We start from the raw sequence: 23880 nt of genomic DNA, 5'->3' as shown, positions 1-23880 counted from the left end.
TCCTAAGCGGGTAATCCCTACAATCTATCAAGCAGCGGTTTTTTTAAACAAAGATGCTCTCAACCACCAAAACCTTAAGGCTCTATCGCAGTCTTTGAGTCCAATTAAAGGAGTTCGACTGAATAGAGCACTTAAGGTTTTGGCTCTGGCTGATGGCACGCCACCAGCCAGATAATCAAGCAAATTACGCTTCGATAGGCTTACGCCAGTCGTCGGCACCTGAAGTACCTGCGTTGACGTGGTCCCACGTCACTTTACGGTAGGTCAGAGCAACGGTGAGGTTTTGAGTAAAGTCAGAGAAAGATGGGTCTTGGCAGTGTGGCATTTCACACACAATGTCGACGATTGAGGCGTTTTCTAGCTTAGTGGTGAAGAAGTTTTCTTGCTTGCCTTCAATTGACGTGCGGTACCATTTCAGCTCCACGTTTTTCAGTTTTTCACCCGAAGTCAGTGCGTTGTATAGCAAAGGTACGGCTTTGTTTAGGTTCACGGTGAACTTAAACGGCTTATGCACACGCTGACCTGCAGGTTGGCCCGATTGTGGGTCAGTTGGAACGGTTACAACGTGGTCAAACTGCTGAACCAGCATTTCATCTTCGTGACCTTCTACGTACGCATCACCGATAGAGTCCGCTGTGCACGCGCCTGCTGTAATTAAGCCTTGAGTTTCTCCTTCGATGGAGATGTAACATGGAGTTGGCATCTTAAATGTCCTTGTCTGTGAGCACCCGGCGCGATTCGACCGAGTATCGAGTTCAATATAAGTGAATTGCAATTCGGCAAGGACTAGAGCAAGGGAGATGCCAGAAAAAATAGTTAATAAATTTAGACAGATAGAAAAAACCGAGCAAAGAATTGCTCGGTTGTCTGCAAGGGTTTGGTGGCAGAAGTGAAAACCTTCGTCGTTTTTGCCACTACCTCAATTCAAATATTTCGTAGTTGTTGAAGGGTAGAAAATCGTGGCTGGCCACATGAGTAGAGCCTGCTTGCAGCATTTCTTCATGAATTTGAGGAACGTGAATACCATGAGGAATGACAAAAGACGGCGTCCCTTCTTTGGTATCTAATATGGCAATTCTAGAACCCGGTTTTAAGTTTCCTTTTAGACGCTCAAAATAAGACGTTCTGTTTTCAATGTGATGGTAGGCGTTCATCAAAAACACCAAATCGACAAACCGGTCACCTAGATTTGGCGTATCTAACCCAGCAAGTATCGTCTCAACTTGAGGCAGATTCGCTAAGGCTGCATGCTGCTTAACTTTCGAAAGGGCCGCTCCGTCTATATCCACAGCTAAGACTTTACCTTCAATACCCACACTTTCGGCTAGAAGAAGACTAAAATAGCCGTCTCCGCTGCCCAGGTCGACCACGGTATTACCAGGTTGTATATCCAGTAGCTCTATAACTCTATCAGTATGATTCCAAGCTTTGCGATCAAATAAATTGGTGTAATCTATCTTAGTAATCATTTCACAACCCGCTAATACAAAACCTGCTAACACAACGGCAATGGAGTTAATGATGGTCCTACCAAGCCTTTGATTTGCCATTGATGGTTTGGTTGGATGGTTTGAATTACTTATCGACATAGTCACTTCTCCTGATGTAAGTGACTGAGATGATGCGATGGCTGGTCGAGAACTAAATTAACAGAGGCTAAAAATTACAACTTTTACAAATTTACTGATAGAACACTTCGCCAGTTTGAACGTCTAAATAAATCTTATTGGCCTGTTTCAAACCACCGCAATAAATGAAATATACGTCTCGCTGCTTATAACGAACGGACTTTACCCACCCACCAAGTTCATCAAAATCCTCTGGAGTGCAAGTTCGATCATGTAAAAGCTGATCTGTCGTATTGATGAAGGCTTCGAAATGAGTTTTAAAGTCATCAGATTTTTCAACATAGCGCGAAATGGTTTCAACTTTTTCTTCTTCCGTAATGATAGGAGGAACTTCCAAGAGTTCGTTCATTGGAACCCATTCCGCTACTTCAACATCACTCTCGTCATAGACGTAGTAAAGCGATATCCGTCCCCAACCATCTTTGGTCTCATATACGTGTAATCGATCACCACGAAAGACGAAACTCTCAATAAAAGCCTCTGTATTGGGGGCTTCGCGAACACCTAAGCGTTCTGGGTTAACGTAGTATTCGGTTCTAGGCGGTTCAGGCTCTGGTTCTGGCTGTTTAAGCTCCATGATTGGCGCAACGGCTTGATCTTTTTTTTCCATTTCCGCTAATGCGGCGTCGAGAGCATCTTGCTCAGGCTTCATCACAAAGATGTAATAACCACCGCCAGCACACGCAATACCGATCAACAACATCACCACCATTAGTAGTTTTTTCAAGATTTCTCTCCTTTAGGCAGTGACAGTAACAATATTGTGGATTCAAAACGCACAACCGACAGTTGCTATACTCAAAATCAACACATACTAAAACCTAGCACCGATATGACACCAGAGCTGGCGAGCAAGGCCAACATTAGTCAGAAAGTGATTTTCATCGCCAGACTAATACTGTCGGCATGCTTACTGATTTCTTTATCCTTTCCGGTTAAAAGTGCTAGCTGTGTAATAAAAGATTGGAACCAACTACTAGCAAACCAGCACAAGATTGAGTCTCAGTATAATCAAATCGTTTCCGACTATAACCACTTTCTAAAAACCCACCAGAATGCGATATTTCTTCAACGACAATATGACCACAAAACTATTGTATCTTTCTGGTCTCCGCAAAAGAAATTTCTGCATCAGCAAATGAACCAACAAATAGCGCATAGCAAGGCTATTGTGAGTCAAAATCAAATTGATATTGCATCGCTTGATAAACTGAAAGCCGAAGCGACAGACTTGAATACAAGGTGGCGATTAATGATGTCGCATTGTGCCGAGTCGGGATTCGACACGAATACAGAAGCAGCGCATTATTATGTTGAAGTTAACCGAACGCTGAAAAAAGATATGGCATCGTTGCAGGTCAAACTCGAAACGGTAATGCAGGTCTATCTCACCGAATATGCAACGTTAGTTCACTCCAGCCCAATTAAGCAACAAACCAATGAGTTACAATAGGTCACACTTTGCGGCGCAAACGAAATCATTTTCATGTAAGCCTTTAATGGAGTGGCTCCACCAAACGACTGTGACTTTCCCCCACTCTAAAGTGATAGATGGATGGTGGAACTCTGTTTCCGCCAGTTCTGAAACTTTGTTGGCAAACGCCCAAGCAAGCTTGTAGTTTTTGAACTTATAGCTTTTTATCAACTGCGGAATGCCATTAACCAGTTCTATAAGCCAGCCATCCAATTCTTGTTGCAGTTTGAGGTATTGTCCTTCATCTAACGCCACAGCGTCTAGACTGCAAGAAACACATTTTTTCTCAGCTAACATTGAATTTCCTCCTGATTATTTTTCGTTTTTTGTTCAAACTTAGCCGGCAATAAACCGAGTTTCATGGCTTGATGGACGTGCTTCATTAGGTCCAACTTACTCAGTGCAAACAATTCAGAGATATCTTCAAGTACAAAATAAATCGGTTGCATGATATCTATACGATACGGTGTTCTTAGCACAGTTTGTAGGTCAAGCGATTGCCTTTCCGGAACGTCACTGTCCAAGGCATACAAGGATTCACCGGGTGATGACAAAATGCCGCCTCCATACACTTTTAGCGCACCGCTTTCTTTAACGAGTCCAAACTCTACCGTAAACCAATAGAGCCTAGCCAAATACACACGTTCTTTGCTGTTGGCTTGCAGCCCCAATTTGCCATAGGCTTCAGTAAATTCAGCAAAATCGGAATTAGTCAGCATCGCGCAATGACCATAAACTTCGTGAAAAAAGTCAGGTTCTTGAAGATAATCAAATTCATCACGATTGCGTAAAAAAGTTGCTACTGGAAACTGTTTGTTCGCCAAAAGTTTGAAGAAATGATCAAAATCGATAAGTGCTGGAACCGGCTGAACACACCATCCGGTTGTACTCAAAAGAACTTGGTTAATTTCGTCAATTTGTGGGGCGCGATTGGTAGGCAATTTTAGAAGATCTAAACCATCTAAATAGGCTTTACATGCCTTTTGTTTGACCAGTTTTTGCTGTCTTGCAACCAAGTCACTCCATATCTGATCTTCATTTTCATCCCATGCGATTTTTCCTCGCTCATCGAGAGGTTTTGACTGATAGTTCGACATGTCGCGCCTCCTATTTAACAATTACGCTACATTTAAAGGCTACCCAGTCATCTCGCTTGTGCCAAACAATTATCGGATATTCACTCGCCCACCGATGTAACATTTTCTTTACAATTAAGTTAATTTATCACGTTGAAAGATAGTTGGATTTCGCAATTCTCGTTGAATTTGACAAATATCCAATTGAATCCAAGACTTAAAGTAGACGACAACTGGCAAAGAGAATGCATTTTGAGCTCAAATATCCCGATTTGGCAACCTGATGCGCAGCGAATACAACAGTCGCATCTGTTCTCTTTTCAGCAATTTCTCAAAACTCGGGAAGAACCCGTAAAAACCGACAACTACGCCATGCTCCATCAGTGGAGTGTTGAGTACAGCAAAGAGTTCTGGCAAGCCATCTGGTCCTACTGTGATGTGATTGGATTTCAAGGTGACTGTTTACGAGGGGAAGGCAAACCTAAATGGGGAAAATACCAGCCGAATCGAGACACGGTTTGGTTTCCGCAGGCCCGGTTAAATTACGCAGAAAACTTGCTGAGCTATGCCTATCAAAAACCAGATGGTATTGCTATCTGGTTCAAAAACGAGCGCGGTCAAACACGAAAAATTACATGGCAAGAATTGTGCGACAAAGTGTCCTGCGTCCAACAATGGTTAGTTCAGAATGATGTTAAGCAAGGGGATGTTGTCGCCGCTTATTTACCTCACATACCAGAAGCAGTCATTGCCATGTTGGCGACCACTAGCCTAGGAGCGATTTGGACATCCACTTCTCCCGACTTTGGTGTCGACAGCGTTGTTGAACGTTTTCAACAAGTAGGACCTAAAGTCATGTTTTGCTGCGATGGCTATTGCTTTCGAGGTAAAAGTTTTTCGCTCACTCATAAAAATATCGAAATCGCTAGCAAGCTGACCAGCTTGACCAATGTATGTCAGATTGATTATTTGCAAAGTCATGCAACCGACATATCTGGTTACGAGCATTTTTCTCTGTGGCAAGCAATCATCTCAAGCTACACACCGACTGGACTCAGTTACGCACGAGTCAATTTCAACTCGCCAGTCTTTATACTTTATTCTTCAGGCACAACGGGAAAACCAAAATGCATCGTGCACTCTGTTGGTGGCACACTTTTAAACCATCTCAAAGAGCATCAACTTCACTGTGACGTAAAACCCGATGACCGGGTGTTCTATTACACTTCATGCGGGTGGATGATGTGGAACTGGCATGTTTCAGCACTTGGCAGTGGTGCTACATTGGTCATTTATGATGGCTGTCCAAGTACACCAATGCCCAGCGTACTTTGGGAACTGGCAGAAGAGGCTCAAGTCACCCTATTTGGAACCTCCGCAAAATATTTAGAATCAATACAGCAGCAAGGGTTTGAGCCCGGCCATTATTTCGATTTACATCAACTAAAAACCATTTGCTCAACGGGTTCGGTTTTATACCCAGAACAATACGATTACGTATATAGCCATATACGTGCTGATATTCACCTTGCATCCATCTCTGGTGGCACCGACATCTGCGGCTGCTTTGTACTGGGCAACCCGATATCTCCGGTCTACCGCGGCGAAGTACAGGGCGCTGCGTTGGGCTTGGATATTGATGTTTATGCTGAGTCAACACTGCCACAAACAATGAATAGCAATATGGAAGTTCGTGGAGAACTGGTGTGCAAAAACAGCTTCCCTAACCAACCACTTGGTTTTTGGCATGACGATGGGCAGAAGTATCACAAGGCCTACTGGTCAAAATTTGAGGGGGTATGGCACCACGGCGATGAAGTCACATGGACTCAAAACAAGGGGATGATTTTTTATGGCCGCAGCGACACTGTGCTTAACCCTGGAGGCGTTCGTATTGGCACAGCTGAGATCTATCGGTGTGTTAACGCTATTCCTGAGATAACGGATTCCATAGTTGTGGGGAGAGAAATACGCAGAGACGAGCACATCGTCCTATTTGTTCAAGTTGAAGCTGGCCAACCATTATCTAAGCATTTAGAAGACAAAATAAAACAAAAGCTCAGACTGGAATGTAGCCCAAGGCATGTGCCAAAAGAGATCTATGCGGTAACAGGCATACCGAGAACACGTTCAGGAAAACTGGTGGAGCTCGCCGTTAAACAGCTAATTCACGGAAACCAAATCCAGAACGAATCTGCTATCGCTAATCCCGAGACTCTCAGTGAATTTTTAAACTACAGTCAGCCTGTCACGCTGTAAGTTTAGTCGATGACAAAAAAGCCAGCTTAGAAGCTGGCTTTCTGACGTAAAGGAGTGACGTAACGTACGTCACTGCTATTTCTTTGCGATTGCCATTAACACGGTTTGTTTTTTGTTATCAACATCAATGCTGAATGGCAGACTTACCTGAATATCTTTGAAACCGACACTCGATAGCACACTTGTGACGCGTTGCTTTGTCATACCGTCGTCTTCATTTTCCGCTAGCCAGTCCCATTGAACAAAGTGGCCTCCACGGTCTAACAAAGAATAGATAATGTCCGTTGTTTCGGAATAATTGTCCAGAAACGCACAAACTGATGAAGCCACAACCAAATCAAACTGTTTTCTGAAGGCTGGGTGCATAGCGACCAAACCCCGCGATAATATATCGACCACTGGCTCTACGTTTGCTAGCTCTTTTTTATCCAGTTGTTCAATCATGGATTCGGAGCTGTCTATTGCCACGACGTCTTTCACTCGCGATGAAAGTCGCTGACTAAGTAGACCGGTACCACAACCCAAATCTAGGACATGACTGCCATTAAGATTTAGCGATTGATCCAGTGATTCAAATGCCTTATCTGCAAATGTGATGACGGCTGGATTTGATTCCCATTGCCCTGCGTGGTCATCCCAATTCATCCGCGTTTTCTCCCTGTAATGGTTTACCTTGCCCGTAACCGATTGAGTATCTTAAACTCAGGGGTAACGTTTGAAACATCGCAAAGGGTAAACCAAAAAGCCAATTACTTCATAGTGTTTCGTTTCACAAACCGATATTTTCTAGATTCAAAGCCACTTTTATCATTCTATGCTCGCTAAAGCGTCGATATTTCGCTTTAAATCTCGGTCGATCACCGAATAACTGTTTTACTTAACGAGTGAGATTACTTGCGTAACGCATTCAACCTTGCCTGAGCTAACCCAAAAATGGTGTCAATTGGATAACTGCCCTCATTGGATAGGTCACCTGCCGGTTTACCAGTAAACAACTCAATCGCTTCACTCACATGTTCTATTGCCCAGATGGTGAATTCTCCTTTTTCCACCGCAGTTACAATATCTGATCTAAGCATTAGATTATGGACATTGGATTTAGGAATGATGACACCTTGCAAATTGTGTCTGCCTTTAATTGCACAGACATCATAAAACCCTTCAATTTTTTCGTTTACACCGCCAATAGGCTGAGCTTCGCCAAACTGGTTCATCGAGCCGGTAATCGCTATGTCTTGTCGATTCGGATATTTTGCAATTGCAGAAACAATGGCACAGAACTCCGCCATGCTGGCACTGTCACCATCGACACCACCATAAGATTGTTCAAACGTGATGGTGGTATTGAGAGGCACCTTGGCTGTTTTGCCAAACACGGATGACAAATAAGCAGAAAGAATCATGACACCTTTCGAGTGAATACTTCCGCCCAAATCCACGCTTCTTTCGATATCAATCACTTCGCCTTCACCATAGCAGGTCGTAGCTGTGATTCGGTTTGGGACACCAAACATGTACTCAGTGGTACTCAAAACCGACAAGGCATTAACCTGACCAACCGCTTCTCCATCGGTACGGATAAGAGTTGTACCATTGACGAAGCCTTCCATCACACTGTCTTTAAGTCGACTTACTCGCATTTCTTGATTCGCCAGCGCTTCTTCGACATGGCTTGACCGAATCAGGTTGGCATTGGCGACTTTAGCGACGTAGTTGGATTCACGAATAAGGTTGGCAATATGCGCTGAATTTAACGAGATCTTATTCTGATCACCAGATAGACGTGAACTGTATTCAATGACCCTGGCTAGTGCTTTCTTGTCGCAATGAAGCATGCCGTTATCGTGAACTACGCTAGAAATAAAACGAGCATATTGCAGTTCTGATTCTTCTGAACGGCGCATCTCATCTTCAAAATCTGCAGTTACACGGAACAACTCGCTAAAATCGGGATCGTAGTGCTGTAGAAGCTGATAAGTCCGGTAATCGCCAAATAAGAAGATTTTTACATCGAGCGGAATCGGCTCTGGATCGAGTGACACGGCTCCCGTTAAAGTGACTTCTTTCTCTAGTGAAGTAAAACTCAGCTGTTTAGCTCTCAAAGCACGCTTGAGTCCGTCCCAAACATAAGGTTGCTCGAGTACTTTTTGCGCGTCCATTAATAGCACGCCACCGTTTGCTTTATGCAGGCTACCGGCTCTAATCAAAGAGAAATCGGTAAACACAGTGCCCTTGAACGTTGCTGTCTCTACGTGTCCAAATAGACTGTGATAATTGGGGTTGTCTTCGACAATGATCGGAAAGACATCATCCTTTCGAGATACCAATACATTGATGCGATAACGTCTTGGTAGTTTTTTATCGAGTGACGCTGTTGCTACTTCCGCTTGTTCACCAGTTTGTTCTAGGAAAATATCCGCATTCTCGACAATATCTTTTTGCAGGTCATTTAAGTAGGTTTTGATTGCTGGGTAAGTACTGTAGTCTTCTTTAAGTTGCTTAATAAAATGAGCAATAACTTCAAGCGTTACCTCCTCATTTAGTTTGCGAATCTTTTCACTATAGGCTTCTTCCCACTCGGTAAGCTGCCTTACCATGCCCCTTAGCTTGACTTCCAGCTCATCGATTACATTGCCAAATTCTTCTTGCTCTTTTTTGGTTAGGGCGTCAAACGTTTCTTCGGTGTGCTCCTCTTCACCATTTAAGGCAACAAACTGGTAATCTCCCTGAGCAGTAATTGTCAAGCTGACACTTCGCTTTTTTGCCTCTTTACTGATGCTATCAAGCTCGGCTTGTTGCTTGTTTGCCAATTGATTTTTAAGTTTGTCTGCTCGGGAGTAGTACATTTCATTGTCGAATGCTAAAGGCATAGCATTGAGCAACTTAGTGATCATTTTTTCCATATCATGACGAAACTTGGAACCAATACCAAAAGGCAGCTTGAGAACCTTAGGTTTTCGAATGTCGTCAAAATCCGCGACATAACACCAATCAAAACAGTTATCAGTGTCTTGCTGATGACGATTCAAATAACGTAGCACCATGGTGCGTTTGCCTAGGCCATTCTGACCCAACGCGTAAATGTTATAGCCCTTCTCACGGATAGACATGGCAAATTCTACCGCTTTCTGCGCCCGCTCTTGGCCGACAATCTCGTTGATAGGCTCTAGTTCTTTAGTAGATTTGCTCTCGAGTAAATTAAGCTCTGACGTTTTGTAGAGCTGGTTTGCAGCGAGTTGTTGGATAGTCATTCCCTTTACCCCGACTCCTGAATCTTGTTATACAGCTATACCCAAGTGACCTCAAGATGCGAGGTTCAGCGAGAATTAACTAGGCTTCAGACAAGGCATTGATTTGCAGTTCTAGTCGCTCTACATCAAGAATCAATAACGCAGTATGAAGCCTAGTTAAACTCGCCCTTGGGAGCTCATATTCTGTCTCATTTCTTCGTCAAAGAACTTGGAAAGGACTCGTCATTCCGCTGCGTTCTCTTCCTTGAACTGAACCAGAATATGTAGCTCTGAATTCTGCATCTTGAAGTTACTTGGGTATAAGTCTAGTTTAATTTTTCTTACAATTTAGTGACTTAAAGTCAAAGTCAAATCAACCGATTAAATATTAAGCGAAATGTGCACACAACAATCATTTAATGATAACCATTTGCATTCGTAAATGAATTGCATTCTAATACGGTTTTTGTTTAGTTGGGGACTGATTTATGGACTTACAGCAGTGCTGGCGTCATTTTTTAAAGGCTGAAGAATTGCTTGAACAAGGACATTGGCCAGAAGCACATTATCTGTATGAACATGTTCTCTCGCACCTACCCAATCACATAGAGCGTGCAGCTCAAAGTGAAGAGACCAAACCGTGTCAATTTAGCTGTCTATTGGCTGGGTTACGAGATAGCGCCGTCCACCAATCTGAGATCCTAAACAAACTCGGGCAACAGCAACGCGCTTTTGAAGCGCTCAACCAAGCCTATGGGATGCTGCAATTTTTGTCTCTTGAAGAGTCTGATCTGATCGAAGCCACAGCAAATTCGTTGTGCAAACACAGTGACGACTTGCTAAGACATATTGAAGCGTTTTGCTCCGCACAACGAAGTGCGGAATGGATGCTAGAACTACAAACACTACATAAAGCACATCAACATTTTGCTTCGTTAAAACATTTCGAAGTCAATTCTCACACTGGATATGCAATAAACTGATAAGGATGCAGTATGTCTGAATCTCCTATTCTTAAAGTCACCAATTTATCGGTGAGTTTTACTACCAATGACGGCATTGTCGACGCAGTTAAGAACGTTAGCTTTAACCTGTTTAAGGGCGAAACCTTAGCCATCGTTGGCGAGTCTGGCAGTGGCAAGTCCGTCTCGACTAACGCCATTATGCAGCTGTTACCTAATAACAGTATTGTGCACGATTCAGCGAAAATTGAATTCGAGGGAAAATCCCTGCTTGAACTTGATGACAAGGCAATGCAATCGGTACGCGGCGACCGAATTGGTATGATTTTTCAAGAGCCGATGACCTCTCTCAATCCCTATATGCGCGTTGGAATCCAAGTAGCGGAAGCCATCATGTGTCATCGACCAGTATCGAAATCTCAAGCTAAAGACAAAGTGATCGAGCTGTTTAACTTGGTGCACCTGCCAGAACCAGAAACGGCTTACAAAAAATTTCCGCACGAGTTTTCTGGTGGTCAGCTGCAACGTATTATGATTGCAATGGCACTTATCAATGAGCCCGACATTCTGATAGCAGACGAACCAACAACGGCATTGGACGTTACCGTCCAAGCAGAAGTGTTGGACCTCATCAAAGAAATTCAAGCTAAGTTGGGTATGGCTATCTTGTTTATTACTCACGATTTAGGGGTAGTTAAGCATTTGGCAGACCGCGTCATCGTTATGTGTAAAGGCGATGTGGTAGAAGAAGGAGAATGTTCCGCACTCTTTGCCAGCCCGACACACGACTACACCAAAATGCTGATTAACTCCATCCCTCGCGGTCATAAAGACCCCATTCAAGATGATGCTGAGGATTTGCTGAGTGCCAAAGATATTCGAGTTAAGTTCCTAATTAAAAAACATTTCATCGAAAGCAAGAGTCAGTATTTCGAAGCGGTTAAAGGTATTTCACTTGAACTCAAAAGGGGTGAAACCTTGGGTATTGTGGGCGAATCCGGTTCAGGTAAGTCTACATTAGGACGCGCTCTAATTGGTTTGCTACCTAGCACTGGTTCGATTCAATATCGTGGTCAAGATTTTGCAAAGATGTCTGATAAAGAACGTTTTGAACTTAAGAAAGACGTTCAAATGGTATTCCAAGATCCTTATGGCTCGTTATCTCCGAGAATGACCGTCGGTGACATTATTACTGAAGGTTTGATGGTTCATCGACCAGAAATGAGCAAAGCAGAGCGCATGGAAAAAGCTCGTCAAGCTTTAGAGGAAGTTCGGTTAGATCCGCACTCAATCAACCGCTACCCACACGAGTTTTCTGGGGGCCAACGCCAACGTATCGCTATTGCGCGCGCTTTAATTCTTGAGCCTTCTTTTATTCTGTTGGACGAACCAACATCTGCGCTCGACCGCTCGGTGCAATTGACCGTTATTGATTTGCTCAAAGATCTACAAAAGAAACACAATATCGGTTTCTTGTTTATCAGCCATGACCTAAGTGTGGTTAAGGCGCTGTCTGACCGAGTATTGGTTATGCAAAAAGGTGAAGTTATGGAAGAAGGATCAGCGGAAGAGATCTTCCACCAGCCTAAACACGACTACACGAAAAAGCTTATCGCAGCGTCATTCGACTTGGATGAAGATATCAAAGCAGCGTAGTTTACCTCTGATAGCTATATAAAAGGCCCGCGTAAGTCATGCACTAGCGGGCCTTTCAGTATTAGCAACCAATCACACAGTTGACCCTCTGCAAAAAGCCAACAGCCTCCACTATTTATGGTTAAAAATAGTGTGCAATCTGCAAGTAGCGAGACTTAATGTGATCAATCAACGCCCGTATCTTTTGCGGCGGTTGCTTAGTAAACGGGTAAACCGCAAAAATCCCCAGTTTTTTGCCCACTTGGTCGGGAAATAGGTCAATTAAATTTCCGTTCTGTAAGTCATGATAAACCAAACACTTTGGTACATAGGCGATACCGTGCCCGCCTAGGGCGGCCTTTCTTAATGCCGTCGCATTATCGGTTGAGAAGCTTCCCGACACTCTGACAATTTCATTTCCATCTTTGCCCTTGAATTCCCATTCTGAGGCACCAGTCGTTTGATAGGCGTATTGCAAGCAATTTCGAGTTTTAAGCTCATTGGGGTGAAACGGCTTACCAAATCGAGAAATGTAAGAAGGAGATGCACATACAATCCATTGTGAATCTAAGATATGTCTGGCTATTAGACTAGAGTCCTCTAGGTACCCGGTCCGAATGGCTAAGTCGAACCCATCTTCAACTAAGTCAACAAATCGATTGTCCAATGACATATCAACGCTTAACCCGGGATTCATGTTACAAAACTCTGCGACCGCATCAGCCAGTACCAAATCGCCAGAGATTGTCGGTACCGACATTTTGATGTTGCCGCTGATTTTTTCTCCCAAACCAAACACCGAATCAATTGCTTCTTGACTGGCTAGCTTCACATTTTTTGCATTTAATAGTAGCGTTCGACCCGCCTCTGTTAGCGCTAATTTCCGAGTGGTTCGATACAAAAGCTGCACCCCTAATTCTGCTTCCAAGCGTCCTATTCGCTTGCTGACCACAGAGTTGGTAAGGTCATGAGCTTCAGCAGCCTTGCTAAAGCTACCTAGCTCAACCACATCGACAAACAAAATCAAATCATCAGCTTTCATTATTTATCTACTTTTGAGAATAATGTTTTTCATTATTTCCATATATAAGCAAAAAGCAAGTGAGTATGGTCACAGCCAGTTAACACGTATTCAACATGTATTAATCAAAACACATACAAAGTCATTAACTGAATTTGACATTTATTATTAAGCCTGTGATTTGGGGCGAAATTACACAATTAGCAAAACAACAAAAAAACATTCATAGAGAATAACAATGAACGATACGCTACTTGCCCTTATCGCGTTTTCACCCATAGTGGTGGCCGCCATTTTACTTGTTGGCCTCAATTGGCCAGCCAAAAAAGCCATGCCCATTGCCTTTGCATTAACTGTTGTGATTGCCCTATTTCAATGGGAAATGAGCACGACACGAATTACCGCTTCCATATTGCAAGGCTTAATGATTACCGTCTCCGTGCTTTGGATTGTGTTTGGGGCGATTATGCTGCTAAACACGCTCAAGCATACTGGTGCTATCAGCGTCATTCGCAATGGCTTTACTCACGTATCTGATGATCGTCGTGTTCAAGCCATCATCATCGCTTGGTGCTTTGGCTCATTTATTGAAGGTGCATCTGGATTTGGTACGCCAGCTGCCATTGCTGCTCCCCTGCTGGTTGCAATCGGTTTCCCTGCACTCGCCGCCGTTGTCATGGGTATGATGATTCAATCGACTCCGGTGTCGTTTGGTGCAGTAGGAACGCCGATTATTGTTGGTGTAAATAAGGGCTTAGACAGCCATAACATCGGCGAAGTATTGGTCACTAATGGTTCGTCTTGGGAAGCATACGTCACGCAAATCACCTCTAACGTCGCGATTACCCACGCCCTAGTGGGAACATTAATGCCGCTACTCATGTCGCTGATGTTAACGCGTTTCTTCGGTAAAAACCGCAGTTGGAAAGAAGGATTAGAGATCGCGCCGTTTGCAATTTTTGCTGGCTTAGCGTTTACCGTTCCTTACGCCTTAACCGGTGTTTTTCTCGGCGCGGAGTTCCCGTCACTAGTCGGTGGTTTAGTTGGTCTAGCGCTGGTTGTCCTAGCGGCCAAAAATAATTTTTTGACACCAAAACGCCAATGGGATTTTGAAAGTGAAGATAAATGGCCAGCAGAATGGTTAGGCAATCTCAAGATCGATTTGTCTTCTTCGAGTAAACCCATGAACCTGGTTCTAGCATGGGTACCGTACGTACTGTTAGCCGCCATTTTAGTGCTGAGTCGGGTTTCCACTGAATTTAAGGCTTGGCTGGTTGGCATCAACGTGACTTGGTCAAATATCCTCGGCGAAACAGGTATCAGTGGAGCAATCCAACCTTTGTATTTGCCTGGTGGCATTTTAGTGTTTGTTTCTATACTTGCTATCCTACTTCAGTCCCGTTCGCTTTCGCACTGGACTGCGGCAGCAAAAGAGTCAGGAAAAACGCTTATCGGTGCGGGCTTTGTTTTGATTTTTACTATCCCGATGGTTCGTATTTTTATCAACTCGGGGGTCAATGGTGCTGATTTAGCCAGTATGCCAGTAACAACCGCGGAGTTTGCCTCTTCGATCGTGGGGGAATTCTTCCCTGCTCTCAGTGCAACTGTTGGTGCCTTAGGTGCATTTATTGCCGGCTCCAATACCGTTTCCAACATGATGTTTAGCCAATTTCAATTTGAAGTCGCGCAAACACTGAGTATTTCTACCGCGGCGGTTATTGCACTCCAAGCTGTTGGTGCAGCGGCGGGCAATATGATTGCCATTCACAACGTGGTTGCTGCGTCAGCAACGGTCGGATTACTTGGTCGTGAAGGCGCGACACTTCGAAAAACCGTAATACCGACCTTCTACTACCTTTTGGTTACTGGCATTGTAGGTTTACTTGCCATATACAGCTTTGGAATAAGCGACGCGTTACTTTAAGCAAAGGAATGATTATGACGACTCAAACTCAACTAAAACCCGCCAAACGTTTGTCCAGTCAAGAAAAGTCTGAATTTCTTGAAAGACTTCGTTTGGTTTGTAGTAACGAACATGTAGCAACTGATCCTAACAAAACCAAACATTATCGTGAGGGTTTTCGTTCTGGCAGTGGTGACGCGCTTGCGGTTATTTTCCCGACCAGTTTAGTGGTTCAGTGGCAAGTGCTGGAAATTTGTGTTGAGTTCGACGTCGTGATGATTATGCAAGCCGCCAATACTGGATTAACCGAAGGTTCGACCCCTAATGGCAATGACTATGATCGCGATGTAGTGGTGATCAACACGACCAAGCTGACTGGTCTTCAAGTCATTAATGATGGTAATCAAGTCATTAGTTTTCCGGGGACCACACTACACACGCTTGAAAAAACACTTAGACCACTCAAACGTGCACCCCATTCGGTCATTGGCTCCTCATGTATTGGTGCCTCCATTGTCGGTGGTGTCGCTAACAACTCAGGTGGTGCTCTTGTTAAACGAGGCCCCGCCTATACAGAGCTTTCCTTATATGCGCAAATAGATGATTGCGGAAAACTGAGTCTTGTAAATCACCTAGGTATTGATCTAGGAAACGACCCACAAGAAATTCTAGATCGGCTTGAAAACGGAAATTTCTCAAACAGCGATATTGTAAATGATGACAAATTGGCGTCTGACAAAGAGTATTTACAGAGAGTGCGCGAAGTCGATGAAGATACACCAGCGCGCTACAATGCTGACAAACGTCGTCTACATGAAGTGAGTGGTTGTGCTGGTAAGCTTGCTATCTTTGCAGTTCGACTAGATACCTACCCCATACCAGAATCCGAGCAAGTGTTTTACATTGGCACCAACGATCCAGATGTCTTAACCGACTTACGACGCTCAGTACTCACACAATTTAAACACTTGCCCGAAGTTGCTGAGTACATGCACCGTGAAGCTTTTGATATTGCGGACAAGTATGGAAAAGATGTATTCCTAGCGATAGGTAAGCTAGGCACTGATAGTATCCCTAAGATGTTTGCCGCAAAAGCGAAGTGGACATCTTGGCTAAACGCCATCCCCCTGTTTCCAAAAAACTTTCCCGACAAATTCATGCAATATGCAAGTAAGTTGTTTCCCTCTCATTTACCTACGCGAATGGTGCAGTTCAGAAACCAATATGAACACCATCTGATCTTCAAAGCATCCGATGAAGGAATTGAGGAGTCGCGAGCGTTTTTCGAACAGTTCTTCAAAGACACCGAGCGCGGTGGATATTTCGAGTGCACCGCAGATGAGGGCAAAAAAGCAATGCTACATCGTTTTGCCGCTGCGGGGGCAGCAATACGTTACGAAGTTATGCACCAGGATAAAGTTGAAGATATCTTAGCTCTGGATATTGCACTCAGACGCAATGACAAAGATTGGGTCGAAAAACTCCCCGAGAGTATCACTTCCAAACTTCATTCAAGTTTGTACTATGGTCACTTTTTCTGCCACGTATTCCATCAAGACTACATCGTCAAAAAGGGCGAAGACGTCAAAGCAATCAAAAAGCAGATGCTGGAATTGTTAGAGCAACGCGGGGCAAAGTATCCAGCCGAACACAACGTCGGTCACCTCTACAAAGCCGAAGCTGATTTGGCAAATCACTATATTACATTAGACCCGACTAACACCTTTAATCCCGGTGTCGGCAAACTCGAAAAAACCAAACGAGTGACCAAATGCGGTTGTTTGGACCACCAACTTAAACAAAAGGCGTCATAAAAACTCGACGGGGAATACAAAGGGCTGCACACGCAGCCCTTTCTTGTATTCGTTACTGTTTAGAATCACTTCAATTGTTCGAATAGGTGGCGTGATAAAGCTCCATAAAATCCGCTCTTACAAATTGCTCAAGTTCACCAGCACGTTCAGTAGGGCAAAACAGTTTAATATGAACCAGCTGCTCTCCCGTATTCACACTACCAATACTGACGCGAGGCTCAGAACCAGGGAGGTCGACACCTGCCCTTTTTTCAATAATGGTGTTATAACGTCTAGCAACTTCAAGGAAATCTAAGCAGTGGTTATCGATTTTCTCGACTAAACTCGGCATCATCGGATACAAGTTATGGAATTCGGGAACCACAATTGTGAAATGATGAAACACATACCGTTTCATGAAATTTAGATTTTTAACTGGGTGTGTGAAAAACAAGCTGTTCGGCAAAGTTGTCGTCTTACCTGTGTAGTTATATTCGCCGCTGTGTAAATCGATTTCTTGTAAAACGGTCGCCATCATATTGTGTTCGATAACTTCACCACACACGCTACCTACTTCAATCCAGTCACCTATACGAAATGAACGCGAGCTAGCACGTTGGATAGAACCGGTCACACACAGAATAATCTCCTTCGAAGCAACCACAATTGCCACAGCGATTGCCGTCACTGACAGAGCAAACTCGCTAATTTCCGCTTTCCACAGAATAAAAATGGTAATGAGAACAAGAGCAAATGAGCCATTTTTTGTTCTCGACATCCACTTTCGCTGGTCTTCTGAAACAAAGTCTGCCTCACCGCGAATCTTATTTAAAACAAGCTTTCGCAAAACCAAAATCAAGGCAACCAAACCTATTGTAAAAAGGCCTTTGCGAGTGGAAAAAAATACGTAAATCTGCTCTAGATAGTCCATGATTTAAAAACTCAGTGGGTGTGCTAATACCTTCACATATAAACAAAAAAAAGCCAATGAGTTTTCCATCAGAACATTAGATCACCAAACAAATAATGTGCAGCGCTACCACGATCAGAGTGAGCCTTTGTCGCATGCTTTTATAATGGTCAATATCTTGTTCTCGTTCAATGTCTCTCACCAAACGTTCCGATAGCCAAACACCCAAAAAGCCGAGTAATAGTAATATCAACGCAGTCTGACTATTTTGACCAGAGACTAACAAGACCGCCCAAGCCAGAACCGCGAATAAATTACTCAAATAGAGCGCGTTCTTGCTTACTGAGTTTCCAGCATGATCGATAGCGTTTCCCCACAGCGCACCAGAGAGAAAGCTTAGAATGATGGCGCTATACGAGATGAAAAAGGCATCACCATTCAAGTTGAACAACGTAACACCTGATATCTTCATTACAATTGCCAGCACAAATGGCAGTAGGCCTAGATAGCCCAGCTTTTGAACCGCATGACTTGATTCGAGTTTCATTGTGCCTCCAATTGACTTGAACTTTAAAACCAACAAAATTTCACAACCTAATGCAAAGGATTACATCCCCGTCATAGCAAGGATTGCAGTAATCTCAATCCTAGTTTAGTTGTTAGTGTTTGATGTTGCTCTAATTTCTAGATACGAAAAAAGCACTGCTGGGCAATCACTCAATTAGCGAACCAAGATCACACATCAGTTGAAAAGAACAAGAAATCATCAGATTTGTATAGAATTTATACAAGTCTAGTTCTAGAGTTTAAAAACTTAGTTTTCACTAAACAAGAATCCTAACAACGTCAGCGCTAAGCTTTTTCAAAAAAATAACATAGACTAACTGGCCTCATTTTCGAATGAGGCCTTTTTTTGTTCCCGAGCTGTGTTTTAGTGGTAATTTGCATGTATCACGAAAGTAAGTAACCCTACCAATTTCAATGAACAGTGATAGTATTAACCCACTGAAAGAGAAGCAGGTTAGACCCATGATTATTGTTACTGGTGGCGCCGGAATGATCGGCAGCAACATCGTTAAAGCGCTCAATGAAAAAGGCATCAATGACATCCTAGTTGTTGACCACTTGAAAGACGGCAAAAAATTCAAGAATTTGGTTGATTTGGATATTGCGGACTATATGGATCGCGATGATTTTCTTACACAAATTATGGCTGGTGATGACTTTGGCCCAATAGATGCGGTTTTTCACGAAGGTGCGTGTTCGGCAACCACCGAGTGGGATGGCAAGTACATGATGCTCAATAACTATGAGTATTCCAAAGAGCTACTCCACTACTGCTTAGATCGTGAGATTCCATTTCTCTACGCTTCATCGGCCGCAACTTACGGTGAAACGGAACAATTCATTGAAGAACCTGAGTTTGAAGGTGCGCTTAACGTTTATGGCTATTCAAAACAATTGTTCGACAACTACGTAAGAAAGTTGTGGCTAGATGCCGAGGCACACGGTGAGACATTGTCGCAAATCACCGGTTTTCGTTACTTCAATGTTTACGGCCCGCGCGAACAGCACAAAGGTTCTATGGCATCGGTTGCCTTCCATTTAAACAACCAAATGAATGCGGGAGAAAACCCTAAGCTCTTTGAAGGAAGCGAAAAGTTCATTCGAGATTTCGTTTACGTTGGTGATGTGGCCGCCGTTAATCTCTGGTTTATGGAGCATCAAGTTTCTGGAATTTTCAATCTAGGTACGGGGAATGCTGAGTCATTTGAAGAAGTGGCAAAAGCGGTTATTCAGTATCACGGCAAAGGTGAAGTTGAAACCATTCCGTTCCCAGAGCATTTAAAAGGTGCGTACCAAGAATTTACTCAAGCGGATTTGACCAAGCTCAGAGCAGCGGGTTGCGACCATACCTTTAAGTCTGTTGCCGATGGTGTGGCAGAGTACTTGTCTATCATCAACGCTTAACCTTGTAACGGGCTGTCTCTGACGGCCTGATTTTCTCTCCAAGAGTCAAACTATGAATATCTTGATGGCCCTTTCCCAACTGGAAGTGACCGGTGCAGAAGTGTACGCCACAACCGTGGGTGACGAGCTAACTAAACGCGGACACCATGTTTTTTATGTCTCTGACACGCTGACCAAACCACACCATGGTCCGTTTTTTAAACTCAGATTTAACAAACGCAGTATTCCTAGGCGTTTCTGGCACGTTGGCTATCTGGTTTACCTCATCAAAAAGCACAATATTCAGTTGGTTCATGCCCATTCACGGGCTTCTAGTTGGAGCTGCCATTTAGCTTGCAAACTGACCAAGACCCCTATGGTTACAACCGTTCACGGTCGTCAGCCTGTTCATGCCTCTCGTAAAAAATTTCATGCTATGGGAGACAAGGCGTTGCCTGTTTGCGAGGCAATTGAACAACAGCTAATTGAAGAATTAAACGTACCTGCCGAACAGTTGCAAGTTCACCGAAATGGTATCGAAACCAACGCTTTTTATTCAAAGCCAGCCCCAAAAAACTCAAAACCTATTGTCACTATTGTGGGTAGATTAACTGGCCCGAAAGGTGATTTGTGCTTTCGACTGCTAGACGAATGCTTAGATCTTGATAAGTATGATATACGTGTTGTCACGGGCTCAAAAATGGAGTCTAGATTTGAGCCGTTTTTAGATAGAGCTTCATTTCCAGGTTATACCAACGACGTTGCTGCGATGTTGAACCAGTCCGATTTAGTGATTGGTGCAGGTCGTGTGGCGATGGAATCACTGCTCTGTGGCAGACCAACTCTGGCAATTGGCGAGGCGATAAACGTAGGCATTATCGACGAACACAATATCGAAATGGCGATGGCAACAAACTTCGGCGACATAGGTCCGAAAATCCTCGATATTGACTTTGAACAGGTTCGTCAACATATTGAAATCGGTGTTAACCAAGGCCAATGTTCGCCCAACGTAACGCAAACAATCCAAAGAAATTACGACTTATTCCAAGTCGTTGACCGCTTAGAAAACACCTACCAAGATATTGTTGTCGATAAGCTTCAACGAGAAATCCCAGTCCTGATGTATCACAGATTCATCGATAACAATGAAGACAAAGGGACTCGTGGTCCATACATCGACGTTAAATTGTTTGAACAACATTTGGCTATGCTCAAGCGTAAAGGTTTTGAATCTCTGACTTTTGAAGACATAAGCTCCAGTGGAACCATCTCGCGATTACAACCAAATAAGAAATACGTGATGATTACGGTCGACGATGGATTTCTTGATAACTTAACGTTAATGCTGCCCTTACTGAAAAAATACGGCTTTAAAGCGGTAGTCTACGTCGTAACCGGTGAAACTTATAACCGTTGGGATGTCGAGGCTGAAACAAACCCAGACAAGCCGTTCCCATTGATGAATGTTGAGCAAATTAAAGCGCTTCATGACTCAGGGCTAATTGAAATCGGTGGCCACACGCTCAACCACCCTTTTCTGTCGAAATTAGAAGCCGATGAACAGTTAAAGCAAATTAAAGAAAACAAACAACAGCTTGAAGAAATCATCGGTAAACCTCTGACGTCGTTTGCCTATCCTTATGGTGATTTGGACACCAGTTCAAAAGAAATCGTTGAACAATTAGGTTATGAATTCGCGGTAGCGACAAATAGTGGTCCTCTTGCTTTCCATCAAGACAAATATCAAATTCGCCGCATCGCTATTTTCCCTAAAACGACCAAATTTGGTCTTTGGCGAAAAATACGCGGAAACTACGTGTTTAAGAAAAACAAACCCAAATAATGTAAAAGGCTAGATCTACCAAACAGACCTAGCCGCTTTCAACCAAATCAAGCAATTAAACTGGTTCACCCTCTTTAGATCGGTACACCCCTTCAAACTCCTTAAGCCTTATTTCCATAGAAGCGCCAAAGTACTCCAGCGCAATTACTGGGTCTTTTTGGTTTGAGAGTTGTTCACCAAAGTTTTCGAGAATCGTAGCCATGAAGTCTTTGACTGGCTGCTCAGCTTGTGACAAATACTGAGATAAGTCTTTGTTTTTCATTAAAGCCTGCCAACTATAAATATGTGTTTTGTTTTATATTTCAATTTCCATCTAACTAAGGAGTATAAAATGGAAATTAAGCACTTAATTTTAAACGGCAACCAATACCGCTTTGCTAAATACCCGAACTCAGATACAGCGCAGACTGTAATTTTTTTAATGGGGTCTATGCAAGATATCGAGTCGGTCCAGTCGTTTTCTAAAGCATTCTCGAAAACACTGAATTGTGTAACAGTTGAGATCCCAGGTACTGGTAATACCCAAGCTCTTGAAGCTAACATAAGTATCAAAGAGCAAACCCAGATGCTCATCGAGTTTCTAAATCACATGGGTATCAAATCAGCCCACGTAATAGGATTTTCCTATGCGACAGCAATAGCAATAGAGCTCTGTCACGCTTGGCCTAGTGTCGAAAGCGTTTCAGTGGCTGCTGGTGTACCCGGTATTCCAATTTCTGGTCGCGGTGCGACTAAACGGATGATCTCAGCTGCCTGCGAATCTCCAGAGGTATTAGCCAAGGTTTTCACGGATTCAATTACCGTGGCCAACAATGACATCCCGCGCAACAAGGCGATAATCCGTGCAACCGTAAAAGCAGTCTCAGCGATGGACATGAAGCGATGCGACATTTTCTTTGAAAATTCTGTTCGTTTACTTGCCCACCGACCCAGTTACCTAGGAGATATTCATACACCAGCTACCGTTTGCGCTGGCGAATTTGATCCCTATGCGACGCCTATGATTGTCAACGATTTCGCCTCACAACTGAAAAACAGCCGGTTCATTGTCTTTAAAAACGGAGACCACCTAGTTCACTTACAACATCCGGAGACTGTAATCCGGGTCATGATTGCTCTTGCTGCATCATCAGTGAAATTGGAACAGGAGTTCAATACTGTTAACAACTAACTAAGGTCATGTTAAATCAGTAAAAATTATGGTCAACCTAATCTGCTGCGCTTTTTAGGTTGACCATATTCACTCGGCAAGACTCTATCGCAAATTATTGATAGATTTTAGATAGGGATATCAATATGGAAGTGACATGTTCTCGACGATTAGGCGGAACCAACTGCATAGCAGCAACCGTTAACGAGTCACGTATATGTTGTTCACGTCTCAAATGATGGAACTGAGGAAATGCTCGCATTTCTGAGGTGAAGGACACATGAGAAAAAAGTTGGAACGCCATCTTGACTCTAAAGCCAACCGAAACAGGCAGGTGCACCACCTTATTCTTGTCCTCGAGCACACTGTATTGGTACTCAGACAACCCCAGAATCTCAGCCATTTGGTCGTATGAGAGGTTTGCTTCGGTTCTAAGTTGATTCGCACCTATCGCGACCGAGCGATAGTAGTCTATCGCGAAAGCATCAATGTCTAATGGCTCAGGAGGAAAGAGCTCTGCGTAGCCCTGTGATTGTCCAAACTCCTGATACAAGGATTCTCTGTACTCGTTAAAGGTTTGCCTATCGAGTTCATCTGCGCACTCAAGCATCATATTGATAAAGAGTTCGAACTGGCTGCTAGGCACTCGTCCAATACTCAGCAAGGCTTTGACAGCGTTGTCATCCATGCCGCGGTATGACTCTCGAATATTGAGGCATTGGTAGAAGGCTGTCATGGGAACCATCATCACCCATGAAAGTGCAGCGACAACATGAAGCGGTCGAACGGAAGGATAGCTTTGTTGCATGTATCTTTTTAGCGTGCTGGCATTTAGGCCAGTAAACCGGCTAGCAAGATCGGAAAAACTAAGATTTTGAGCCCTGCGAACATAAGAAAGAGACGCAGAAATATCGACATCTATACTGCTAAACAGCTTGTCCAACTGGACAATATCCTGCTGAGAGATATTAATATTCATTTTGGATACCTAACCACATGTGCAAAGCGCACTACTCAACCAGCTGAACGAATTCAACCTAGTT

The 23880-nt window shown here is 43.5% G+C and carries 21 protein-coding genes; 9 read left to right on the top strand and 12 right to left on the bottom strand.

Annotated elements, in window-relative coordinates:
• Positions 1–184: 184 nt before the first annotated feature.
• The 3 genes from ACXAFJ_RS18615 to ACXAFJ_RS18605 form a co-directional block, all read right to left on the bottom strand.
• Positions 185–703, bottom strand: a complete 519-nt coding sequence (locus tag ACXAFJ_RS18615) for an Hcp family type VI secretion system effector (protein ID WP_475322272.1) — start codon at positions 701–703, stop codon at positions 185–187.
• 211 nt (positions 704–914) lie between these two features.
• On the bottom strand, positions 915–1589 hold the full coding sequence (locus ACXAFJ_RS18610; RefSeq protein WP_475325502.1) for a class I SAM-dependent methyltransferase: 675 nt from the start codon (positions 1587–1589) through the stop codon (positions 915–917).
• A gap of 91 nt (positions 1590–1680) precedes the next feature.
• The gene (locus ACXAFJ_RS18605) at positions 1681–2355 is read right to left on the bottom strand and encodes a hypothetical protein (protein ID WP_475325500.1); all 675 of its coding nucleotides are present in this window, start codon (positions 2353–2355) and stop codon (positions 1681–1683) included.
• A 444-nt stretch (positions 2356–2799) separates the two neighbouring features.
• On the opposite strand from ACXAFJ_RS18605, the gene ACXAFJ_RS18600 reads away from it, so the two are divergent.
• The gene (locus ACXAFJ_RS18600) at positions 2800–3081 is read left to right on the top strand and encodes a hypothetical protein (RefSeq protein ID WP_475325499.1); all 282 of its coding nucleotides are present in this window, start codon (positions 2800–2802) and stop codon (positions 3079–3081) included.
• On the opposite strand, the gene ACXAFJ_RS18595 is transcribed toward ACXAFJ_RS18600, so the two are convergent.
• Positions 3073–3399, bottom strand: a complete 327-nt coding sequence (locus ACXAFJ_RS18595) for a 4a-hydroxytetrahydrobiopterin dehydratase (protein WP_475325498.1) — start codon at positions 3397–3399, stop codon at positions 3073–3075. The two genes, ACXAFJ_RS18600 and ACXAFJ_RS18595, sit on opposite strands and share 9 nt — an antisense overlap.
• Positions 3393–4199, bottom strand: a complete 807-nt coding sequence (gene phhA, locus ACXAFJ_RS18590; protein WP_475325496.1) for a phenylalanine 4-monooxygenase — start codon at positions 4197–4199, stop codon at positions 3393–3395. Before phhA ends, ACXAFJ_RS18595 begins: the two co-directional genes overlap by 7 nt.
• A gap of 231 nt (positions 4200–4430) precedes the next feature.
• On the opposite strand from phhA, the gene ACXAFJ_RS18585 reads away from it, so the two are divergent.
• Positions 4431–6437: an acetoacetate--CoA ligase gene (locus ACXAFJ_RS18585; RefSeq protein ID WP_475325495.1), complete on the top strand. Its 2007-nt coding sequence runs from the start codon at positions 4431–4433 to the stop codon at positions 6435–6437.
• A gap of 75 nt (positions 6438–6512) precedes the next feature.
• Here the strand turns inward: ACXAFJ_RS18585 and ACXAFJ_RS18580 are convergent, their stop codons facing one another.
• The gene (locus ACXAFJ_RS18580; protein WP_475325494.1) at positions 6513–7082 is read right to left on the bottom strand and encodes a class I SAM-dependent DNA methyltransferase; all 570 of its coding nucleotides are present in this window, start codon (positions 7080–7082) and stop codon (positions 6513–6515) included.
• Between the two features lie 245 nt (positions 7083–7327).
• On the bottom strand, positions 7328–9688 hold the full coding sequence (locus ACXAFJ_RS18575; protein WP_475325492.1) for a Lon protease family protein: 2361 nt from the start codon (positions 9686–9688) through the stop codon (positions 7328–7330).
• Between the two features lie 467 nt (positions 9689–10155).
• Here ACXAFJ_RS18575 and ACXAFJ_RS18570 point away from each other — a divergent pair, with 467 nt between their 5' ends.
• Both ACXAFJ_RS18570 and ACXAFJ_RS18565 read left to right on the top strand, forming a co-directional pair.
• Entirely contained in the window at positions 10156–10650 is a 495-nt protein-coding gene (locus ACXAFJ_RS18570) for a hypothetical protein (RefSeq protein ID WP_475325491.1), read from the top strand.
• Positions 10651–10662: 12 nt separating this feature from the next.
• Positions 10663–12285 (top strand): ABC transporter ATP-binding protein, encoded by a 1623-nt coding sequence (locus ACXAFJ_RS18565; protein ID WP_475325490.1) that lies wholly within the window; start codon positions 10663–10665, stop codon positions 12283–12285.
• 121 nt (positions 12286–12406) lie between these two features.
• Here ACXAFJ_RS18565 and ACXAFJ_RS18560 read toward each other — a convergent pair whose 3' ends face one another.
• Entirely contained in the window at positions 12407–13306 is a 900-nt protein-coding gene (locus ACXAFJ_RS18560; RefSeq protein ID WP_475325488.1) for a LysR family transcriptional regulator, read from the bottom strand.
• Between the two features lie 217 nt (positions 13307–13523).
• Between ACXAFJ_RS18560 and ACXAFJ_RS18555 the strand changes: the two genes are divergently transcribed.
• Together ACXAFJ_RS18555 and dld are read left to right on the top strand one after the other, a co-directional pair.
• Positions 13524–15209 (top strand): L-lactate permease, encoded by a 1686-nt coding sequence (locus ACXAFJ_RS18555; RefSeq protein ID WP_475325487.1) that lies wholly within the window; start codon positions 13524–13526, stop codon positions 15207–15209.
• A gap of 14 nt (positions 15210–15223) precedes the next feature.
• Entirely contained in the window at positions 15224–17002 is a 1779-nt protein-coding gene (gene dld / locus ACXAFJ_RS18550) for a D-lactate dehydrogenase (protein ID WP_475325486.1), read from the top strand.
• Positions 17003–17072: 70 nt separating this feature from the next.
• Here dld and ACXAFJ_RS18545 read toward each other — a convergent pair whose 3' ends face one another.
• Both ACXAFJ_RS18545 and ACXAFJ_RS18540 read right to left on the bottom strand, forming a co-directional pair.
• Positions 17073–17912: a mechanosensitive ion channel family protein gene (locus tag ACXAFJ_RS18545; RefSeq protein ID WP_475325484.1), complete on the bottom strand. Its 840-nt coding sequence runs from the start codon at positions 17910–17912 to the stop codon at positions 17073–17075.
• 76 nt (positions 17913–17988) lie between these two features.
• Complete coding sequence (locus tag ACXAFJ_RS18540; protein ID WP_475325483.1) at positions 17989–18438, bottom strand: DUF3429 domain-containing protein; 450 nt, start codon at positions 18436–18438, stop codon at positions 17989–17991.
• Between the two features lie 482 nt (positions 18439–18920).
• On the opposite strand from ACXAFJ_RS18540, the gene rfaD reads away from it, so the two are divergent.
• On the top strand, positions 18921–19862 hold the full coding sequence (rfaD, locus tag ACXAFJ_RS18535) for an ADP-glyceromanno-heptose 6-epimerase (RefSeq protein ID WP_475325482.1): 942 nt from the start codon (positions 18921–18923) through the stop codon (positions 19860–19862).
• Between the two features lie 52 nt (positions 19863–19914).
• Positions 19915–21687 carry a bifunctional glycosyltransferase family 4 protein/polysaccharide deacetylase gene (locus tag ACXAFJ_RS18530; RefSeq protein ID WP_475325480.1) on the top strand — a complete coding sequence of 591 codons (1773 nt, stop codon included), beginning with the start codon at positions 19915–19917 and terminating at the stop codon, positions 21685–21687.
• Between the two features lie 55 nt (positions 21688–21742).
• Here the strand turns inward: ACXAFJ_RS18530 and ACXAFJ_RS18525 are convergent, their stop codons facing one another.
• Positions 21743–21949: a hypothetical protein gene (locus ACXAFJ_RS18525; protein WP_475325479.1), complete on the bottom strand. Its 207-nt coding sequence runs from the start codon at positions 21947–21949 to the stop codon at positions 21743–21745.
• A 69-nt stretch (positions 21950–22018) separates the two neighbouring features.
• Between ACXAFJ_RS18525 and ACXAFJ_RS18520 the strand changes: the two genes are divergently transcribed.
• The gene (locus ACXAFJ_RS18520; protein WP_475325478.1) at positions 22019–22858 is read left to right on the top strand and encodes an alpha/beta fold hydrolase; all 840 of its coding nucleotides are present in this window, start codon (positions 22019–22021) and stop codon (positions 22856–22858) included.
• A gap of 94 nt (positions 22859–22952) precedes the next feature.
• On the opposite strand, the gene ACXAFJ_RS18515 is transcribed toward ACXAFJ_RS18520, so the two are convergent.
• Positions 22953–23816: a hypothetical protein gene (locus ACXAFJ_RS18515; RefSeq protein ID WP_475325477.1), complete on the bottom strand. Its 864-nt coding sequence runs from the start codon at positions 23814–23816 to the stop codon at positions 22953–22955.
• Between the last annotated feature and the right edge of the window lie 64 nt (positions 23817–23880).

The sequence above is a fragment of the Vibrio sp. ABH4_348 genome, assembly GCF_056159765.1.
This window is presented reverse-complemented; position numbering and strand designations above follow the sequence as displayed.

Excerpts from the sequence above, each read along its gene's own strand:
- ACXAFJ_RS18615 (WP_475322272.1), bottom strand. The coding sequence starts at position 703 with ATGCCAACTCCATGTTACATCTCCATCGAAGGAGAAACTCAAGGCTTA.
- ACXAFJ_RS18610 (WP_475325502.1), bottom strand. The coding sequence starts at position 1,589 with ATGTCGATAAGTAATTCAAACCATCCAACCAAACCATCAATGGCAAAT.
- ACXAFJ_RS18595 (WP_475325498.1), bottom strand. The coding sequence starts at position 3,399 with ATGTTAGCTGAGAAAAAATGTGTTTCTTGCAGTCTAGACGCTGTGGCG.
- phhA (WP_475325496.1), bottom strand. The coding sequence starts at position 4,199 with ATGTCGAACTATCAGTCAAAACCTCTCGATGAGCGAGGAAAAATCGCA.
- ACXAFJ_RS18580 (WP_475325494.1), bottom strand. The coding sequence starts at position 7,082 with ATGAATTGGGATGACCACGCAGGGCAATGGGAATCAAATCCAGCCGTC.
- ACXAFJ_RS18575 (WP_475325492.1), bottom strand. The coding sequence starts at position 9,688 with ATGACTATCCAACAACTCGCTGCAAACCAGCTCTACAAAACGTCAGAG.
- ACXAFJ_RS18570 (WP_475325491.1), top strand. The coding sequence starts at position 10,156 with ATGGACTTACAGCAGTGCTGGCGTCATTTTTTAAAGGCTGAAGAATTG.
- ACXAFJ_RS18565 (WP_475325490.1), top strand. The coding sequence starts at position 10,663 with ATGTCTGAATCTCCTATTCTTAAAGTCACCAATTTATCGGTGAGTTTT.
- ACXAFJ_RS18560 (WP_475325488.1), bottom strand. The coding sequence starts at position 13,306 with ATGAAAGCTGATGATTTGATTTTGTTTGTCGATGTGGTTGAGCTAGGT.
- ACXAFJ_RS18555 (WP_475325487.1), top strand. The coding sequence starts at position 13,524 with ATGAACGATACGCTACTTGCCCTTATCGCGTTTTCACCCATAGTGGTG.
- dld (WP_475325486.1), top strand. The coding sequence starts at position 15,224 with ATGACGACTCAAACTCAACTAAAACCCGCCAAACGTTTGTCCAGTCAA.
- ACXAFJ_RS18545 (WP_475325484.1), bottom strand. The coding sequence starts at position 17,912 with ATGGACTATCTAGAGCAGATTTACGTATTTTTTTCCACTCGCAAAGGC.
- ACXAFJ_RS18540 (WP_475325483.1), bottom strand. The coding sequence starts at position 18,438 with ATGAAACTCGAATCAAGTCATGCGGTTCAAAAGCTGGGCTATCTAGGC.
- rfaD (WP_475325482.1), top strand. The coding sequence starts at position 18,921 with ATGATTATTGTTACTGGTGGCGCCGGAATGATCGGCAGCAACATCGTT.
- ACXAFJ_RS18530 (WP_475325480.1), top strand. The coding sequence starts at position 19,915 with ATGAATATCTTGATGGCCCTTTCCCAACTGGAAGTGACCGGTGCAGAA.
- ACXAFJ_RS18525 (WP_475325479.1), bottom strand. The coding sequence starts at position 21,949 with ATGAAAAACAAAGACTTATCTCAGTATTTGTCACAAGCTGAGCAGCCA.
- ACXAFJ_RS18520 (WP_475325478.1), top strand. The coding sequence starts at position 22,019 with ATGGAAATTAAGCACTTAATTTTAAACGGCAACCAATACCGCTTTGCT.
- ACXAFJ_RS18515 (WP_475325477.1), bottom strand. The coding sequence starts at position 23,816 with ATGAATATTAATATCTCTCAGCAGGATATTGTCCAGTTGGACAAGCTG.